Origin of the sequence: Asticcacaulis aquihabitans (assembly GCF_032490435.1) — a bacterium.
Lineage (GTDB): Bacteria > Pseudomonadota > Alphaproteobacteria > Caulobacterales > Caulobacteraceae > Asticcacaulis.
In genome coordinates this window covers 179,769-197,612 of the sequence record NZ_JAVGWM010000001.1, presented here as the reverse complement: position 1 = coordinate 197,612, position 17,844 = coordinate 179,769, and the positions used below count along the sequence as shown (strand labels likewise).

Genomic DNA, 17,844 nt, shown 5'->3' with positions numbered 1-17,844 from the left:
ACAAAAGCGTAGGTTGAGCCTGCTGATAGGCGCTGTCGCAGGGGCGTTTCTGGCCGTTGCCTTTCTTTACCTGCAAAACGACATACACCGTAATTATCTCGATCCGAAAATTCCGTTCCAAATTTATAATCCGCCGCCTGCGCCCAACTATGATCGGTCCGATAGCTGGTTCCTAAATCCGGCCCTGGCAAAGTTCTATGCCGACCCCCGCAAGGTAGATGTCTTTTTTGTCCATGGTACAAGCTACAATGGCGGCAAGGACTGGCTGGGTTCCACATCCAGCAACACTATCCAACAGGAAGTGCAGCGTGTGCAACTGCCCAATTATGCGGGTCCCTTCGCCATCATGGGAAATATCTATGCGCCCAAATACCGCCAGGCTAGCCTCTACACCCAGTTGACCTTGCGCGACGACGCCCGCGAAGCGCGGCAATTCGCCTATCATGACGTTCTGGCCGCTTTCACCCATTTCCTGAAAACGCGCCGAGGCGGTCATGGGTTTATGATTGTCGGCGTAGAGCAGGGCGGACTACTGGCTGAACGGCTGTTGCGTGACGTCGTCGTTCCCAACCCGGACCTGCGCGGGCAACTGGTCGCCGCCTACTTGCTTGAAACCCTGGCGCCGGAAAGTCAGTTTGGTAATCCCAGCCCGTGGGTGCCCGCTTGCATGTCAAGGCAACAGACGGGGTGCGTGGTCAGCTATCTGAGCATAAATTCCGGCCGGCCGGATATCGCTCTTCAGGTCCTGCAAAAAGCGGTCTACTGGCAAGGGGATGGTCTGGAAGGACTCGGCTCGCAAAAGGGTGTGTGCGTCAATCCATTGATAGGCGCGGCGACAAATGAAGAAGTCGACGCCCGGCGTTCGCTCGGCGCCACCAATGCCACTGACCTGGAATGGGGCACTGAACCCGCACGGATCGCCCGCAAGGTATCAGCGCATTGCCTGGGCGGTCTGCTGTTCGTGGACAAGCCAAAGTCGCCCTCGTTTGACGATGGCGGAACCTGGGAAGAGAAGCGGAAAGTCAATCCATACAATTTGTTCTATGGCGATCTTCAAGCGGATATGCAAGCGCGTTGGCTGTCCTTTCAGGCCCTGCCCAAGCCCTCGGTACAGGCTAAGCCTTAATCCTGTTTATCCGCCATATCCGGGCGCCAGTCGAACAATTGCTTGAGCACCTCTATCGCTTTTTGCCTTGGCTCCGGCAGGACGTTACCGTGTTCCAGAATATAGACAGCGTCGCGGGCAGCCGTGGCAATCAGCCGACTATGGGCGACAGGGTCAACAAATCGATAATCCGGAAAGCCGGATTGGCGCGCGCCTAAAATGTCACCTTCGCCGCGCAACTTCCAATCCATTTCGGCGATCTTAAAACCGTCTTCGGTGTCCCTCAGCAATTCCAGACGCGCCTTGGCATTGTTGGATAAGGGCGTATCGTACAGCAGGATGCAGGCGCTCTTATCGCGTCCCCGCCCAACGCGACCGCGCAACTGATGCAGTTGCGCCAGACCAAAACGCTCAGCCTGTTCGATGATAATAATGGACGCCGTGGGCACATCAATGCCCACTTCCACCACCGTGGTGGCGCAGAGTATCTTCACCTCGCCGGCTGCAAACCGGCTGATGACCGCGTCCTTTTCTTCGGACGGCATGCGTCCGTGAACCAGACCGATTTCAATCCCCAGGGCTTCCTGAAGCTCGCTGTGGCGAAGTTCAACGGCAATCAAGTCCGATTCCGCCGTGTCTTCGACCAATGGACAGATCCAGTAGGCCTGAGAGCCTTCCGCCACGGCGCTTCGCAGGCGCGCGATCACGTCGGCCAAACGCTGACGCGGCAATACCGCCGTGTGAATAGGCTGACGTCCTGCAGGCTTTTCATCCAGTATACTGAGATCCGCCTCACCATATTGCGTCAGCGCCAGGGTCCTGGGGATGGGCGTAGCAGACATCGACAGGTAATGGACCGCATCGCCTTTCGAAAACAGCTTCTGGCGTTGGCCGACGCCAAACCGGTGCTGTTCGTCGATGACGGCGAGTTGCAAGGCCTTGAAATCGACCCCATCTTGAAAGACGGCATGGGTCCCGAAGATGATCGTGACCTCACCATTGGCGACGGCGGTGCGTTTTTCCTCACGCGCCTTGCCCTTGTCACGTCCTGTCATAAGTATCGACCGAATGCCGACTGCCTGAAGAATCGTCAGGCTTTTCTCATAGTGCTGACGCGCCAGAATTTCGGTCGGGGCCATCATGACACTTTGGAACCCGCCTTCAGCCAAGTCTATCATGGCCGCCAGCGCGACAAGTGTTTTGCCCGCACCGACATCCCCCTGGATCAGACGGTTCATGCGGTGACCAGAGGCCAGGTCGGCCCGGATATCGGCAATGGCGCGGTCTTGCGCCCCGGTAAGCGCGAAGGGTAGGCTTTTCAGCGCCAGGTCCCACCAGGCTCGACATACGACCACGCGCGCCGGCGTCGCCTGACGGTGTTGCTTGCGGGCTTTGAGCGCCAATTGGTGCGCCAGGGCTTCGTCATAGGCCAGGCGTAGGCGGTGCAGCGCATCTGCTGATTGATCGAGGTCGCTTTCGGGATTGTGGCTACTCCTGAGCGCGTCATTGAATGACGGCCAGCCGTGCTTTTCCAACATACTTTCATCATGCCATTCCGGCAGAACGGGCAGGGCGGCCAACGCCGTCTGGACGAATTTCCGGATCATTCGAGACGACAAATCTAACGTCGCGGGATACACCGGTTCGCAGGACGGGATATCTTCCGCGCGTGCCTCATCGACAATATAGTCCGGATGGGACATCTGAAGGTATTGACCGAATTTTTCCACCTTGCCGCTTATCAATCGCCGGGCGCCGACCGGATGCTGCTGTTCAAACCCGCGTATGCGATGAAAATAGGTCAGTTGTAGCCGCCCCGTATCGTCGAACACATCGACGCGCTGCGGTCCTTTGGGCGGGGAAGGCGGGTATCCACCGATAGTGACGGCGATCGTCTGGACCTCGCCGACACGCGCCTGGCTCACACTTACCAATGGTCTTTTTATCAGTCCCGATGGCAGGAAGAAGACAAGGTCGCGAACGTGGCTCCCGACATGCGCACTCAATGTCGGCGCAAGCTTCGGCCCGACGCCCTTGAGGCTGGTCACCGGCGCGTAATAGGGAAACAAAATTTCTGGTCGCATGGGGGCTTATCAAGCACCAAAAATGCTTTATGAGAAGGCCCTGAATACGCTTTGGAGACTAAACCTGTGCCCAATATCGAAACCGATCAAGAGCGGCATGAGGCGCGCCTGAGAAAGCTGTCTTTTCGGGCGTGGCGCCGTGGCTTCAAGGAAGCAGATATCATCCTAGGCAATTTTGCCGACGATATGATGACACAAATGAGCGCCGAAGAGTTGGATATCTTCGAAGCGCTTCTGGAAGTCCCCGATCAGGATCTGTACGGCTGGATCATCCAACGCGAGCCGACTCCGGTGGAGTGGCAGTCAGAAATAATGAATAAACTCAATCAGTACTATAAGATAGCTTACACGAAGATATAGATGTTCGACCTGAACGATATTACGCGCCCCGACCGCGCCCTCACGCTGAGCGGCGCCCCTGAAGGCTATGAAAGCCTGATAGCGGCCGATCTGGCGAAAAGTGAAGGCGTCAGTGTATTCGTGGCGCGCGATTTCGCACGGATGAATGCGGTTGCCGAAGCCTTGAAGTTCTTCGCGCCGGGCCTGGATATACTGAATTTCCCAGCCTGGGATTGTCTGCCTTACGACCGCATGAGCCCGACGCCAGGTATAGTGGCGCAACGCATGTACGCCTTATCGCGTCTGGCTGGCCTCAAATCTCGGCGTCCGCCGGCGCCGGCCCTGCTTTTGACCACGGCTGCGGCAATGATGCAGAAGGTCCCGCCGCTCAACGTCATCGCCGAAGGCCGCCTGACGCTGAAACCCGGCCAGACCATGGATATCGCCGACCTGGAGGCCTATTTCCTCAACCACGGTTACAGCCGGGTCTCGACTGTGTCGGAAAAGGGCGAATTCGCCGTGCGCGGCGGCCTGCTGGACGTCTTTTCTCCCAGCCACGAAGAACCTGTCCGCCTCGATTTCTTTGGTGACAGCCTGGAATCGATCCGCAGTTTCGATACGGAAACGCAACGCTCCCTGAAGCAGATCAGCAGTCTCGATTTTACCGCCGTGTCGGAAATCCGCATGGATGAAACGAGCATCAAGCGCTTTCGCCAGCATTACCTGGAAACCTTCGGTACCGCGGGTGAAGATCCGATATATGCCGCCCTGTCCTCAGGTATCCGCCGTCAGGGCGTCGAACACCTGCTGCCGCTGTTCTACGATGGGCTGGACACCGTGTTCGACTATCTGGCGCCGCAGTCGCTGGTGATGCTGGACGCGCTGGCCGATAACGCCTTTGCCGAACGTGCGGAGACTGTCCGCGATGCCTACAGCCTCCGGGCCGACGCCGCGAAGGAGAAGGACGGTTCCGCTTATAAGGCCCTGCCGCCTGAGAAACTGTATCTCGACGACCGGCACTGGAAGGCCGCACTGTCCGGCCAGCGCGTGCGCCGCTTTGAACCGTTCCAGCGCGAAGGCGCTGATGTGATCGATCTCGGTGGACGGCTCGGCCGGAACTTCTCCGAAGCCCGTCTGCTCGATTCCACCAACCTGTTCACCGCAGTAACCGATCACGCCAAGGCCCTTTCCAAACAAGGCAAGCGTGTGCTGTTCGCATCCTGGACAGACGGTTCATCCGACCGTCTCGGGGTCATGCTGGCCGACCACGGCCTGACCGGCATGCGGTTGGCCGCGAACTGGGCGGACGCGCAAAGCTTCGGCATCGCGGGCACGAAGGTCAAGCCTATCCAGCGCGTGGTGTTGCCACTCGATCACGGCTTCGAAACCGAAAGCCTGGCAGTGATTTCCGAAACGGACATCTTAGGCGACAGGTTAGCCCGCCCACGTAAACGTCGACGCGCACAGAATTTTTTGGCCGAAGCCTCCGCCTTATCGCCTGGCGACCTCGTCGTGCATATCGAACACGGCATCGGCCGTTACGATGGTCTTAAAACGCTCGACGTCAATGGCGCGCCACATGACTGCCTTGACCTGCAATATGCCAATGACGCCAAGCTGTACCTGCCGGTCGAAAACATCGATCTGCTGACGCGCTACGGAGCCGATAGCGACAGTGCACAGCTGGACCGCCTGGGCTCCGCCGCCTGGCAGAGCCGTAAGGCGCGGGCTAAGGAGAAGCTGCGCGAAATGGCGGACGGCCTCATTCAATTGGCCGCTGCCCGTGCGCTCAAGCAGGGCCAGACCATCGATCCACCCGCGGGCCTGTACGACGAATTCTGTGCCCAGTTCCCGTACGAAGAAACCGACGACCAGCTCAACGCCATTGCCGATGTTCTGGAAGACCTGGGCAAAGGGCAGCCGATGGATCGCCTGATCTGCGGCGATGTCGGCTTCGGCAAGACGGAAGTGGCCCTGCGCGCCGCCTTTGTCGTGGCGATGTCCGGTCAGCAGGTCGCCATCGTTTGCCCGACGACCCTGCTTGCGCGTCAGCATTTCAAAACCTTCAGCCAGCGTTTTCAGGGCTGGCCGATTCGGGTCCGGCAATTGTCGCGCCTTGTCACCAAAAAGGATGCCGACGACACCCGTGCAGGCTTGAAAAACGGCGAAATCGAAGTGGTCATCGGCACGCACGCCCTTCTGTCTGAACAGGTCAGTTTCAAGGACCTAGGACTTGTGATCGTCGACGAGGAACAGCATTTCGGCGTCAAGCACAAAGAAAAGCTGAAGACCTTCCGCGCCGACGTCCACATGCTGGCTCTTTCGGCCACACCGATTCCGCGTACGCTCCAGATGGCCCTGTCCGGCATTCGCGACATGTCGATCATTGCCACGCCGCCGGTCGACCGCATTGCTGTCCGAACCTACGTGCTGCCCTATGACCCCGTAGCCTTGCGCGAAGCCTTGCTGCGCGAAAAATATCGTGGTGGCCAAGTCTACTACGTCGTGCCACGTCTGAGCGATCTACCCGACGTGGCGGATTTCCTGCGCACCCAGGTACCGGAAGTGAAGTTCGTCACCGGTCATGGTCAGCTGTCACCGACCGCGCTGGAAGACGTCATGAATGCGTTCTATGACGGACAGTATGATGTCCTGTTGTCGACGACGATCGTCGAATCCGGTCTAGACGTGCCGACCGCCAACACCTTGATCGTCCATCGCGCCGATATGTTCGGCTTGGCACAACTCTATCAGATACGCGGACGTGTTGGCCGCTCCAAGACCCGCGCTTACGCTTATCTGACGACACCGCAGCACAAAACCTTAAGCGTCGCATCAGAAAAGCGCCTTAAGGTTCTGCAATCCCTTGATAATCTGGGAGCAGGCTTCCAACTGGCCAGCCACGACCTCGATATTCGCGGCGGCGGCAATCTGCTCGGCCACGAACAGTCTGGCCATATCCGCGAAATTGGTGTCGAGCTCTATCAGCAGATGCTGGAAGACGCGGTCGCTGAGCTTCAGCAGAAGAATGCCCAGAATATGTCCGATCAGAGAAGCTGGTCACCGCAGATAAATGCCGGGGCCGCTGTCATGATACCGGAAAGCTATATTCCGGACCTCAACATCCGTCTGTCGCTCTATCGCCGAGTGTCAGAAGCCGAAAAACTGGCCGATCGCGAAGCCTTGGCGTCGGAACTGATTGATCGGTTCGGCCCCATTCCCGAAGAAGCGGAACAACTGCTCAAGGTCGTCGGTATCAAGGGACTGTGCCGCGAAGCCAACGTCGCTAAGCTGGACGTCGGTCCCAAGGGCGCGGTTGTCACCTTCCGCAACGACAGCTTCGCCAATCCATTGGGCCTGGTCAGGTTCACGCAGTCACGGCCTGACTGGCGCCTGCGCCCCGATCAGAAGCTGGTTGTAACCGGCGAATGGTCAGAAGCCTCGCAGCGCCTGACGGCAGCCGAAAAGATCGTCAAGGAACTGGCACGTCTGGCGGTGGAAAACGCCTAAGAAAAACGCTTAGACCGCTTCGCGATCCGGATTACCGACCGCAGCCGCCGCCCGCGTCAACGCGGCTGCGGCGGGTTCGCCATCCTGAATTTGCGCGGCGCCGACGATGAATTCGACGACATAGGGCGGTTTTCCCTGCCCGGAATCGAAGGCCGTACAACTGACCACGGCCGATATACGTTCGCCGACGCTGCGGGCGGCATCCAGCGACGTCGCGGGCAGGGCCAGCGCAAATACGTCATTGGACAGGCGCCCGCCCGAGTCTTCGGCGCGGACGAGACGGGCGACCATGGAACCGATCTGCGGCACCGCCTTGTCCAGCATCTTTCGCGCACGGGCGCGCGCCACATCCGGTGTTTCGGCGATTTTCAGGACGCAGATGCTCAGGGTACGATGACGCTCAGTCGCCGCCTTCGACAGCCTGGCCAGGTGCGCGGCGAACAGATCGCGGCCGAACAAGCCGGTACCCTTATCCATTTCGGCATGGTGCCGCATGTTTTCGAGCGTCTTGCGAATGGTCAATTGCCTGCGATGCGTCCGGGCCAGCCGCACCAGTCGGTCGGCGATTTCGCCCACCTTGGCATTCGGATTGGCTATATCGTTGACGCCGCGCATGAAGGCGTTGCCCAAATCGACTTCTACCAGTTTGTTGAGACGCAGCAGGACGGGCGTATGATAGAGCCGCGTGTTGCGACGCATGCCTGCGGCAATCGATAGAGACTCAGACGGTTGCGCACCGCCCCACAGCAACACGGCATCAAATGTCTTGTCATGCAGATAGTCGAACGCACTGTACGAAGACAGCGCAGCCGTAACATCGACGCCTTTTTCACGCAGGGAATGGGTGATGGCCAGATATTCCGGATCGGGTTGACCAATCGATAGAATGGCCAGAGGGTCCTGATTTTCCAGAACGATATCCAGATCTTGTAGATCGGCCTTGAACGTCTCGCGACGTGTATCATATTCTTCTTCGGCAATGCAGGCGCGCACCAGGTGCTCAACGCTGACCACGACCTGTTGCGCGTGTGCCTGGCGCGTAAACACCATGTCCCAGCCGTCGGGCACCCGGTAGTCGTCGTCTTGACGCATCAATATAACCGGAATGCGGCGCGGAGAACACGCGGCCCGCAACTGAGGTTCGATGTCTTTCCAATCGTGCTGCCCGGTCTCATCGACCAAAACGGCCTCTATCGGCAAATCAGCCAGAGCGGCATAGGCAGCCTCAGACTCACGCGCGATCAGCGTGCGCATCCCAAGACAATCCAACTCGTCCCCCAGGGTATGCAGCCAGCTTTCATCACGACTCAGCAACAGTAAACGCGCCTGAAGGGTCAAGATGTCAGCTCCTCTTGGGCGGATACAGGGTAGGCAACAGTCGTCATAAGCATGTACTTTGTGGGCAGGCGATTCATAAAGAGCAACAGTAAAGATTGTTGTAACATATCAGGCTACCACGCCATCAGCCAGTCGCACGGGCAACGGTAAATATCCACATTTCATCCTTCGCCTCAGATGCCACCAGGACAAAATTGTTTTGATTGCAAAAGTGCGGCACATCAATCTGCGCCATCGGGTCATTGGCATATAAAATGACACCTTGTCCGGCCGGCGCCGCCTCCATGTGCCGGCGCAGTATCAAGGTCGGCACCGGACACCGATGACCGCGCGCATCGACCACGGTAAATCCGTCCGGCGGCGTCAGATCGGTGGTGCTTAGGATAGGTTTCATACGCGAATCTTGCCATAAGCAGGTCGAACTTGGGAGTCGGAAATGACAACCGCCTGGAAAGCCTGTCTGGCCGCCATCGCGATCTTAGCTGCCTGTCCGGCGCAGGCGCAAAGCGACATCTCGGGCCATGTCGATCTGTACGCCCGTGTACGGGTAGCCGGCTTTGCCTTGCCTGTGGATATCCGGCAATCCGGCGCCCGCACGCGCGTGGATGTCAATACCGGCGGCATCGTTCAAACCTATATTGCCGACCGCGAAAAGGGCGTCTTGATCAGTCTCCTGACGGCGGGACAGACGCGCACGGCTCTAGTGTTTCCGCTTGACCGCGCCGATGGCATTATTCCGCTGCCGCTTGAATTACCTGTGGTTACACGGCAGGCCGCGGTTAAGATCGTTGGCGCCTCCCTGGTGAATGGCAAGCCGTGCCGATTGATGGAATTTTCCGGATATCTCAACCAATCGGGCCTGCTGTGCGCCACGGGCGACAACATCATATTGCAGATGACAAAGCAGGGTCACAAAGACCCTTTGTTTCAGGTCATGGACCTGACAATTGGCGCGCAGGATTCGTCATGGTTCCGACCGCCCGCAGGCTATACGGTGACGGCCGTTCCGGCCATAGGCGGGGCATCGGCGTCAAACGATAGCCCATCATATGCCACCCCGACGGCACCGCCTGCCGCGCCAAAGCCCAGGACCACTCCGACCAAACCTTAGCCTTCCAAACCTTAGCCAAACTTATTATGAAATTTGAGCACGAGGAAGTCGACAAGGCTGCGTACGCGCCGTGTTGTATTCCGGCCTTGCGGCAAGATAAGACTGACATCGGTCAGCCCCCAGTCGTAGTCGCCTAACACGATATCAACCTCACCGGATTGTATCGCCGACCCCGCGATATAGACCGGCATCACCATGACACCGACACCGGCCTTTACCGCCGCCATGAGCATATTGGGGCTGTTCGAGCGCATATGCGGGCGTACCTTCAGTGAATGGGTCTCTCCCCGATAGGTATAGCGCCATAGATCCTGTGTATGGACGCCGTTGTAATGCAGGACTACGTGGTCATCCAAATCTTGCGGGCAGGAAATTGGAGGGTGCGACGCCAGATAGGCCGGACTGGCAACAACAACGCGGCCCGACTGACACAGACGTCGCGCGGTCAGACTGGAATCGTCCATGGCCCCGACCCGAACGGCCAGATCAAAGCCGTCACCGATCAAGTCGACTTTTTCGTCGCTGAAATCAATATCCAATTCTATGCGCGGGTAGTGCGTGACGAATTCCGCCAGAACAGGCGCCAGGTAATCGCGACCGAACGATACGGGCCCCGTAAAGCGGATCGGCCCGGCCAGGTCGGTCGTGGCTTCTATCAGGCTTTCGGCTGCGCATTCCAATTGCGTCATCGCCTGACGCGCCTGCTCATAATAGATCGTTCCCGCTTCGGTTAAATGCGTGCCGCGTGCGGTTCGCTGCAAAAGCTTGGCAGACAGCATGGCTTCCAACCGCGCCACCCGACGCGAAATTATGGATTTGGAAGATTCCAGCCGCTGCGCCGTTCGGGCGAAGCTGCCGGTCTCGGCCACCAGGAAGAATGCCTGCAAATCATCGAAGTCCAGCCTTTGCTGTTCCATATTATGCAACACCGTGATGCGAGAACTGCGTCTTCTGGAAACGAGCCTAATCCACTATATGGCGGCCTACAAGGGTTAATCCGGCGCGCGCTAAATGTTCATTCAATCTCAACCTCAGCAGTACCGCGCGGCCCGCGTGGCGCGGATCGTACGCGCCATACCGGCCAATGCCGGGGCCGGCGTGACTCTGAATCGCGTGATCGGCAGCGACGGGTTGCCCATGCTTGACCCCTTCCTGACATTCGATGAATTACGTGCCGAACGCCCGGTCGCCGCCATGCCCGGCTTTCCCGACCAGGCACACCGCGGTTTTGAAACCATAACCTACATGGTTCGCGGCCGGCTGCATTACAGCGACAACAAGGGCAATAGCGCCCTTATAAATGCCGGTGAGCTTCAGTGGCTGACCAGCGGCTCTGGCTTGGTCAATTCGGAATTGCCGGAACAGGTTGATGGCGAAATTCAAGGCTTCCAGATCGCCTTGAACCTGCCCGCCGCTGCAAAAATGCAGCCGCCCGCCTATCGGTCGTTCGCGGCTGATGATGTTCCTGCTGTTATTTTCAAGACGGCGGAGGTTCGCGTACTGGCTGGCCGTTATCATGGCCTGATGGGGCCAATCACGTCGCCCGTCACCGATCCCTTCATCGTCGATATCCTTCTCAAGCCGGAAGGGGACGTAACCCTACCGTTGCCGGACGGTTATCAAGGCTTTGTCTATGTCATCGACGGCGCAGTAGCGATCGGCCAAAGCCTCGTCAGCCGCGGCCAGGCAGCGATCTTAGATGCCGGCAATGTGCTGAAGCTGGCGGCGGGGCAGGACGATGCCCGCGTCCTGGCCGTCAGTGGCCGGCCACTGAATGAACCCGTCGTACGTCACGGGCTCTTCGTGATGAATTCCACTCAGGACATCAAACAGGCATTTACCGATTATCAGAATGGCCTCTTCTGATAAACCTTGGCCGCGTCGCATACATCTAATGATGCGACGCGGTCATTTTTTTACTTCCTATACAATGCGTTACGACGTTGTCTTGAGAGACTTCAAATGACCCGCATGGGTCTTGATCAAGGCCTGGGTCGATGTATCGGTGTTGAACACACTATACCAGCCTTGCGGTTCGTGCGGCGGATCGCCGACATAGGCGGTTTCCCCCCGCAGCATGTGGTAGGTGTCCTTGTGCAAGGCGCGTCCGGCGCCACCCCACGCCCAGAAGTTTGAGCCGGCGACCGGCGTATCGTGTTCGATGGCGTCTTCGACCGCCTTATAGATCAGACCATAGAACTTGTCCTTGTAGGTGGTCGGCGTACCGGCTTCGTAGGCAATATTATCGCGCGGAAATCCGAACTCTTCGAAGACGAGCGGCTTGTTGATCTTTTTGGCAATGGCGATGTGGGCGTCGATATAGGCCTGTACCTTCTTCGCACCGGCATCGAAACTGCCACCCAGGTCGTCCTTGTCGACCCAGCTCCAGTTCTGCGGCCAGATATGAGCCGTCAGATAGTCGATATGTTCGTGCGCGCGGATGACGATGTCTTCCTGCCCAAAGGCGCCCATCAAACCTTCGTGGCCCAGCGACACCAGATGGTTCGGCGCCAGGGACCGGATCAGGGCGGCGGAGTCCTTGATCCAGCCATAGTAGTTGTCGACATTTTTCTTGATGACTGCTTCGCTGCCGCCCGGGCGCGGCTCATTCGACAACTGCCAGGCCATGATGGCGGTCTCATCCTTGTAAGCGACGCCACTGATTGAATTGGTGCGCCCAAGAAGCATCTTGATATAGTCGTAATAGGCCTGCTTGGCCGCGCCGCTGGCGTAGAACTGGGACGAAAAATCGGCAAACTCCGGCCACGGGTGCGCGGGATCGCCCATATTGATGTAGTTGCCGCCATTGGTCCAATATTGATAGGTAACCATGCCACCCGACCATTCCCAGAAATTGGTCAGGTACAGCACGGCCTTCATATCGCGCTTGGCCATTTCCGCCAGCAGGAAATCCAGCCCAGTCAGAAGATCCGCGTTGTAATCGCCCGGCTTGTTGGAAAAAGCCGGATCAAGCGAATTGATCAGCGGCGATAATTCGGAAGACCCCAGTACGCGCAGGTTGGAAACCCCCAATGCCTTCAGATCGTCCAGTTCTTTCACCAGGCGCTTGCGATCGCCAAAACTGGCCGCGGAGCCCAGATAGGCGCCGTACCATATATTTGCCCCAACATACCTGTAGGTTTCGCCCTTGAGCTTGAAATGAATACCGTCGACCGTGACAAAGCCCGACGCCGGCTGGGCCTTTTTGGCAGGCGCCTTTGCCCGCTTTTTGGCAGCCAAGGCCGGGGTGGTGAGGGCGAGCCCTAAGGCGCCCAGGCCAGTGCCCATAAGGTAGCGACGTGAAACATGTGACATGATGCGTTCCTTCCCATTTCTGCTTGTTCTCCTTTTATGCCCGCAAACGGACCGGAACAAGCGATGGCTCAGGCTTAGCGCAAATTAAAGAAATTTGAAATAAGTAATGTCGCAAAACACCCAAACGACTGGCACTACTTGGCCATACCCACTTTACAAACCCGGCCATACCGAAAGGAAGATCAAAGGCATACTCAATATGCCTGCGACGCCGAATCAGGGTCGGTGTCATATAGTTACGAGCTTAGGCTCGGCGCCTTAATGAAGCGTAAATAGCCAGCACAGCATATTGATTTGATGGATAAAAGAGGATTGTAGCTAAGGCTAAACCTTATCAATCCTCCAGATTGACGCGCGTTCGCCCTTTTTGCATAAGGGCATAGCCATTCATTCGGCGATAGGGTCGCAGCCGTGCCTCAGGCGCAAAGCGCATGAATTGCCGCATTAGCCAGTTGGCGGGCAGATCCCGGCCAAGTTTCAGGCCCTCCTCACCGATATAGCGCATATCAGCGACTTCCCAGCCCGTATCGGCAAAAAACCTCACCCAGTCATTGGGTTGATCCCCGGCATTAAAGCGGAACGGCGCGTTCTTAGCCAATTGCCGCTTCACATTCCCACGCGCAGATATGGCATGAAACAAGGGCGAAAAATAGTCAGTAATCCAATAGACTATGCTGTCGTGCTGACTAAGATCATTAGCCAGTTCAGCGACATCCGCATTTGCCAGATAGGGTATAACACCTTCGGTTAGTACAAGTGTTTGCCCGCCGCGCTGATCAAGCGCATCAAGCAATTGCCTGCGTGCGTCGCCTTGCGACAGGTCACAAGCGATCCGCTCAAGCTTGCAGCGCGGCGTGTCCACATGCAATGCGTCATTTTTGTAGTCGATCATTTGGGCGAAATCGACCTCGACCCAATCTATATCCGGTCGCAAATCGAGCCGGTAGGGACGGGTATCGAGCCCCGCACCCAGATTGACGATGCGCACGACACCGTTGGCTATGGCGTCCAGGATGTAGTTATCTATGATGTAGGTCCGTAGCGACATGGACCATGCCATGGCCCTCTCGATCCCCATGACGCCGGCCAGCGCCTTGCCGCGATCGCCAACCAGTTTCCCCGCGAGCGGATCATGGAAGAGGGCGTCCGGCCGCTGTGTTTCCACCCAGCGATAATAGGCCACCCAGAAGGCCGTATCCGATACGTGCTCGATGCTGTCGCTCATTTGCGCCTCCGCTCAGGCGCGGACTGTGGAAGCAAAGCGGCAAAAAACGCAAGGCTTGGTTTTATTTGGCGGGCGGCTTTGTAGATGGCTCGGACGTCGAATTCAGGGTTAGTAGATATCGCTGGTGCCAAATGCCGAGGCGTCGCTTCTACAACTCCAATCAATCGCCACAGCCAATTGTTCTCACTACTACGGCATCTTCATCGTTTCGTTTGACGGGCAAATGAATAAAGATACTCGATAAGCGCGAGCAGGGGCAAAAGGACATGTCGACAAAAATTAAGCTGGATAATCCGAGAGTTTATTTCGATCAGGTTGCCAGACCTTTATTTGAGAGATTTATGGGCGAACCAAGTACGTTCGCGAACGCATTTGCGATGACAAACGCACTATTCCACCTGCATGAATGGGTTCACGCATTTAACAGAACAGAAATCGAAGCAAAATATTCTGAAGCTTACCAAAGCCCAGGCGCGTTTTGGCAACGAGTGGAAGCTGAGGTGCCGCAAGCCGGATATATTCGCGATCTCACCAACGCATCCAAACATGTCAGCATTGGTAAGCATCCAACGTCAACCGGCATGACTCATATCGCAAATACTGTGATAAAATCGATAAGTTACGGTGAAGGAGCATATGGAGAGGGAAGATATGGCGGCGCCAGCGTTAAGATGGAAGATAGCGGTGACGAAATATCGCTCGACTCCTGTGCAAGCGATTTGATGAATTTCTGGCAGAAGCTCATTGATGAGTTATACCCACCACCCCAGTCAAACACGTTCGCTTATACCGCTAGCATATAGTCCAGCATGTAATTTACCGTTCCATACCTGAAGACTCAAGCGAGGCCGTAACCGGTCGCTGAGTCGGTGTAGGTGCGGTACGGGCACTGGCTCGAAAGCTAGGATAACCAATTCGATCATATTGAGATTGGTAGAAAAGGTGGGATTGGCTGCGCTTCGCTACGCCGAAACCGTCGCTGCGCTCGGTTTTCGAACCCGCTTTATCCGTGGGTTCAAGTTCCCACCTGCATTACTAAAAAAGCCGGCCAAGACGGCCGGCTTTTTTAGTAATGGCGGACAAGGTGGGATTCGAACCCACGGTAGGCTTCCACCTACGGCGGTTTTCAAGACCGCTGCCTTAAACCACTCGGCCACCTGTCCGCGTTCGAGGGAAGGCGCTTGTAGCGTGCCGTCGGTTCGGTGCCAAGTCCAAAATCAGGTTTAATGCGCTTTAACCAAGATTTTGCAAATTGGGCGCACAGTGGCCTAAACGAGTTCAGTCAGTCAGCGAAAAACGCCCATGTTCGAGCTAAAAAGCTCACACATAAGCTTAGGCATAAGTTCAGGAACAAGCCTCTTAGCCCTTGTCTCTCTTGTGGTTTTGGCCGGATGCGCCACAGTGCGCTCCGAAGGAGACCTGGTCGGGCCGCACGTCGCAAAGGACCCGCATTACAATTCCGGCACCTCACGACCCTACACGGTTCGCGGCAAGACCTATTACCCCCGCGTGCCCGATACGGGCCATAGCGAGACCGGCGTCGCCTCATGGTATGCCGGGGAATCACCTAATCGCACGACGGCGAACGGCGAAGTTTTCGTACCCGACGGCATTTCCGCCGCCCACAAGACCTTTCCGTTACCCAGCATCGCGGAAGTCACCAATCTCGATACGGGCAAGACAATACGCGTCCGGGTAAACGATCGCGGTCCGTTTGTAGATGACCGTGTCATGGACCTGTCGCGCGGCGCGGCGAAGGCGCTGGGCGTCTATGCCAGCGGCACCGCGCACGTCCGGATCACCTGGCTGGGGCCCGCCGATCCGATGACGTCGACGCCTGTATATGTCGCGTCCGCGCCGTCCAGCGACGACCGCCGGCGCTACATTGTCCAATTGGGCGCATTTTCCGTCAAGGATAACGCCGAGACGGCGCGCGACCGATTGGAAGCCGCGCGCATAGACCAGCGCGGCGCGCTCTATATCGTCTATACCGGACCGTTTGCCAGCGCCGCGGCCGCCGAGGGCCATCGGCAGGAGGCCATAGATGCTGGCTTTAGCGGCGCCATACTGGTCCGCGCCGAATAGCCTTCACCAAGTCTTGCGCCAAATTTGACTTGAGAATTATTGCGAAGACGGTCTATTTCGCAGCGTGAACAAATTATCCGCACATCAGGGCCGCTTCATCGTCTTCGAAGGCGGTGAGGGCGCCGGCAAGTCCACCCAGGTCAAGGCGCTGGTCGCCAAGTTGCGCGCGCAGGGACTGGAAGTGGTCCAGACGCGCGAACCCGGCGGATCGCCTGGGGCCGAAGCTTTGCGCGACCTTCTCGTACGTGGCGACGCCACGCGTTGGTCGCCCATGAGCGAACTGTTGATGATGTACGCCGCCCGCGCCGACCATTTGGAAAAAGTCATCCGGCCAGCCCTGGAACGAGGGGCATGGGTGGTATGCGATCGCTTCGCCGATTCCTCACGGGCTTACCAAGGGGCGGGCGGTGGTGTGGCTCCGGCCTTTATCGAGCAGGTTGACGAGGCGGTCGTCGGCCATACTCAGCCTGACCTTGTGCTGGTGCTGGACATGCCGGTCGAAGCCGGCCTGCGGCGCGCCCACAGTCGGGGCGACGCCGAAAACAGATTCGAATCGAAAGGTGTGGTCTTTCACGAACGCCTGAGGGCTGGATTCCTCAAACGGGCCGCCCAGGCGCCGGACCGCTACCGCGTCATCGATGCCGATCGCGAGATCGAAACGATCTCAGCCGATATATGGTCGCACGTCCATGGTGCGTTTGCCGATTTGCGAGGGGTGTGATGGCTGAATCCGTCGCCTTGACCACGCCACGCGAAAGCTTTGCCTTCGAACAGGGCGATGCGCCCGACGAAGCCTTCCTGTCGGCCTATCAGAAAAACCGCCTGCATCACGCCTGGCTGCTGTGCGGACCGCAGGGCCTGGGCAAGGCGAGCTTTGCCTTCCGGTGCGCGCGGTTTTTGATGGGCAAGGATCGCGACCCGAGCCACGGCGCATTGGGCATGTCGCCCGACGACGCAGACGTACGGTTGATAACCGCGGGGTCTCATCCGGACCTGCTGGTGCTCGAACGTGAGATGGGCGAAAGCAAGCTGAAGAAGAATATCAGCGTCGACGCCGTGCGTGAAATCGGGGAATTCTTTTCAAAGGCGCCATCGCGTTCGCCTTATCGTGTCTGCATCATAGATTCCGTCGACGACTTAAATATAAATTCTGCCAATGCCTTATTGAAAATACTTGAGGAACCGCCTCACAAAGGCATCCTGTTCTTGATCTCGCATTCGCCTGGGCGGTTGTTGCCGACCATCCGATCGCGGTGCCGCCGGCTGACCTTCGTGCCCTGGACAGACCAGGCCGTCAGCACCTTCCTCAAGGCCCGAACCGAGATTGACGACGAGCACCAGGCGCGTCTGGTGCGATTGGCGCACGGCGCCCCGGGCAAGGCGCTAACCCTTATGGAAGAAGGCGCTCTGGATATGGACGCTTTCGCCGGGCGCCTTCTGGAGCGGCCTCTGCCACCGCGCGCCGAACTGATGCAGGCAGCGGCCATGTTCAAATCGTCGTCGGCAAAAAACGATGGCGCCAAGAAATTCGCCACCTTCATGGCCTGCCTGACGGACCGTCTGCACGATCGTTCTCTGAGCGCCGAGACGTCGCAAAAGGGCCAAAACTATTCACAACTGTGGTCGCGGCTCAATATGGCGGTCGGAGAGGTCGAATCCGTCAATCTTGACCGAGGTGACTATTTCTGGTCTATTTACAATGAATTGGTAAATCTATCTTAAGGTATGAAGT

General features: G+C 57.6%; 15 protein-coding genes and 1 tRNA gene. 9 read left to right on the top strand and 7 right to left on the bottom strand.

Annotated elements, in window-relative coordinates; translation table 11 throughout:
* Positions 1–13: 13 nt before the first annotated feature.
* Entirely contained in the window at positions 14–1,126 is a 1,113-nt protein-coding gene (locus tag RCJ00_RS00955) for a DUF3089 domain-containing protein (RefSeq protein WP_316219715.1), read from the top strand.
* On the opposite strand, the gene recG is transcribed toward RCJ00_RS00955, so the two are convergent.
* Positions 1,123–3,189 carry an ATP-dependent DNA helicase RecG gene (recG, locus tag RCJ00_RS00950; RefSeq protein ID WP_316219714.1) on the bottom strand — a complete coding sequence of 689 codons (2,067 nt, stop codon included), beginning with the start codon at positions 3,187–3,189 and terminating at the stop codon, positions 1,123–1,125. The two genes, RCJ00_RS00955 and recG, sit on opposite strands and share 4 nt — an antisense overlap.
* Positions 3,190–3,255: 66 nt before the next feature.
* Between recG and RCJ00_RS00945 the strand changes: the two genes are divergently transcribed.
* The gene (locus tag RCJ00_RS00945) at positions 3,256–3,549 is read left to right on the top strand and encodes an FAD assembly factor SdhE (RefSeq protein WP_023457613.1); all 294 of its coding nucleotides are present in this window, start codon (positions 3,256–3,258) and stop codon (positions 3,547–3,549) included.
* Positions 3,550–7,038: a transcription-repair coupling factor gene (gene mfd, locus RCJ00_RS00940; protein WP_316219712.1), complete on the top strand. Its 3,489-nt coding sequence runs from the start codon at positions 3,550–3,552 to the stop codon at positions 7,036–7,038.
* Positions 7,039–7,047: 9 nt separating this feature from the next.
* Here the strand turns inward: mfd and RCJ00_RS00935 are convergent, their stop codons facing one another.
* Together RCJ00_RS00935 and RCJ00_RS00930 are read right to left on the bottom strand one after the other, a co-directional pair.
* Positions 7,048–8,376 carry a GGDEF domain-containing protein gene (locus RCJ00_RS00935; protein WP_316219710.1) on the bottom strand — a complete coding sequence of 443 codons (1,329 nt, stop codon included), beginning with the start codon at positions 8,374–8,376 and terminating at the stop codon, positions 7,048–7,050.
* Positions 8,377–8,500: 124 nt separating this feature from the next.
* A complete protein-coding gene (locus tag RCJ00_RS00930; protein WP_316219709.1) occupies positions 8,501–8,770 on the bottom strand; it encodes a sulfurtransferase TusA family protein in 270 nt (89 codons plus the stop codon).
* A gap of 42 nt (positions 8,771–8,812) precedes the next feature.
* On the opposite strand from RCJ00_RS00930, the gene RCJ00_RS00925 reads away from it, so the two are divergent.
* Positions 8,813–9,487 carry a hypothetical protein gene (locus tag RCJ00_RS00925; protein WP_316219708.1) on the top strand — a complete coding sequence of 225 codons (675 nt, stop codon included), beginning with the start codon at positions 8,813–8,815 and terminating at the stop codon, positions 9,485–9,487.
* 11 nt (positions 9,488–9,498) lie between these two features.
* On the opposite strand, the gene RCJ00_RS00920 is transcribed toward RCJ00_RS00925, so the two are convergent.
* Positions 9,499–10,404, bottom strand: a complete 906-nt coding sequence (locus RCJ00_RS00920) for a LysR family transcriptional regulator (protein WP_316219707.1) — start codon at positions 10,402–10,404, stop codon at positions 9,499–9,501.
* Between the two features lie 94 nt (positions 10,405–10,498).
* Here RCJ00_RS00920 and RCJ00_RS00915 point away from each other — a divergent pair, with 94 nt between their 5' ends.
* A complete protein-coding gene (locus tag RCJ00_RS00915; RefSeq protein ID WP_316219706.1) occupies positions 10,499–11,353 on the top strand; it encodes a pirin family protein in 855 nt (284 codons plus the stop codon).
* A 69-nt stretch (positions 11,354–11,422) separates the two neighbouring features.
* Here RCJ00_RS00915 and RCJ00_RS00910 read toward each other — a convergent pair whose 3' ends face one another.
* Entirely contained in the window at positions 11,423–12,802 is a 1,380-nt protein-coding gene (locus RCJ00_RS00910) for a glycoside hydrolase 5 family protein (protein ID WP_316219705.1), read from the bottom strand.
* 334 nt (positions 12,803–13,136) lie between these two features.
* Entirely contained in the window at positions 13,137–14,027 is an 891-nt protein-coding gene (locus RCJ00_RS00905; RefSeq protein ID WP_316219704.1) for a class I SAM-dependent methyltransferase, read from the bottom strand.
* A gap of 266 nt (positions 14,028–14,293) precedes the next feature.
* Between RCJ00_RS00905 and RCJ00_RS00900 the strand changes: the two genes are divergently transcribed.
* Complete coding sequence (locus tag RCJ00_RS00900; RefSeq protein WP_316219703.1) at positions 14,294–14,830, top strand: hypothetical protein; 537 nt, start codon at positions 14,294–14,296, stop codon at positions 14,828–14,830.
* A 270-nt stretch (positions 14,831–15,100) separates the two neighbouring features.
* Here RCJ00_RS00900 and RCJ00_RS00895 read toward each other — a convergent pair.
* A tRNA-Ser gene (locus RCJ00_RS00895) sits at positions 15,101–15,190 on the bottom strand.
* A 238-nt stretch (positions 15,191–15,428) separates the two neighbouring features.
* Between RCJ00_RS00895 and RCJ00_RS00890 the strand changes: the two genes are divergently transcribed.
* The 3 genes from RCJ00_RS00890 to RCJ00_RS00880 all read left to right on the top strand — a co-directional run bounded on the left by RCJ00_RS00890 (position 15,429) and on the right by RCJ00_RS00880 (position 17,834).
* Positions 15,429–16,112 (top strand): septal ring lytic transglycosylase RlpA family protein, encoded by a 684-nt coding sequence (locus tag RCJ00_RS00890; RefSeq protein WP_316219702.1) that lies wholly within the window; start codon positions 15,429–15,431, stop codon positions 16,110–16,112.
* Positions 16,113–16,176: 64 nt separating this feature from the next.
* Complete coding sequence (gene tmk / locus RCJ00_RS00885) at positions 16,177–16,833, top strand: dTMP kinase (RefSeq protein WP_316219701.1); 657 nt, start codon at positions 16,177–16,179, stop codon at positions 16,831–16,833.
* A complete protein-coding gene (locus tag RCJ00_RS00880; protein ID WP_316219700.1) occupies positions 16,833–17,834 on the top strand; it encodes a DNA polymerase III subunit delta' in 1,002 nt (333 codons plus the stop codon). The genes tmk and RCJ00_RS00880 overlap by 1 nt, the downstream gene beginning before the upstream one ends.
* The last annotated feature ends 10 nt before the right edge of the window (positions 17,835–17,844 follow it).